A 558-nucleotide genomic window follows, 5' to 3' on the forward strand; every position below is an offset into this window, starting at 1 on the left:
TAGTGCTGATTGTGGGAGGATGAAGGTGTTTTGGAAGAGGAATATAATCGTGTAAACAATTCCCCAGTATCTAATTCAAAGGCAACAGAATTAATATCTAAACGATAACATTGATCATAGGAGGAATGAGACTTATTGGGAAAACTTGTCTTATATTCCTTATTATAAACAGGTTCAAAATATCTAATAAGTGCTGCCTCGGTAAAAGTAATTTGTTGATCAAGCGTTATCGAATTCTCTAATACACGGTTCATATGTTTAAGTGAGTCTTCTAAATCAGTAGGTGCATTGTGGAATCCACTACCCATCATTGAAATAACGTATGGTTCAAATTTCCATAAAAGAATCCAAACATCTTTGTTTGGAAAAGTTTTTATTGTATCAACATAAATTTTCTGGAGTGTAGAATGAGAGGATAGCCTATCAGTAGCTATGCGGTCTCCACCTTCTCCGAACGCCTGACCAATATACAAAACTTCTAAGTCCAAACAAGAATTATACTCTGTTTGTAATATTGGAAATAGAAGTGCTGATTTTCCACCAGATACTACTTCTCCT

Annotated in this window: 1 protein-coding gene; it reads right to left on the bottom strand. The window is 34.8% G+C overall.

Translation table 11 applies throughout. The features are described 5' to 3' along the window. A partial coding sequence (locus R0J87_RS18420; RefSeq protein ID WP_498887982.1) for a hypothetical protein occupies window positions 1-558 on the bottom strand: 558 nt, incomplete at both ends.

The organism is Halomonas sp. SIMBA_159 (genome assembly GCF_046536035.1).
In the GTDB taxonomy this organism is placed as follows: Bacteria; Pseudomonadota; Gammaproteobacteria; order Pseudomonadales; family Halomonadaceae; genus Vreelandella; species Vreelandella venusta_A.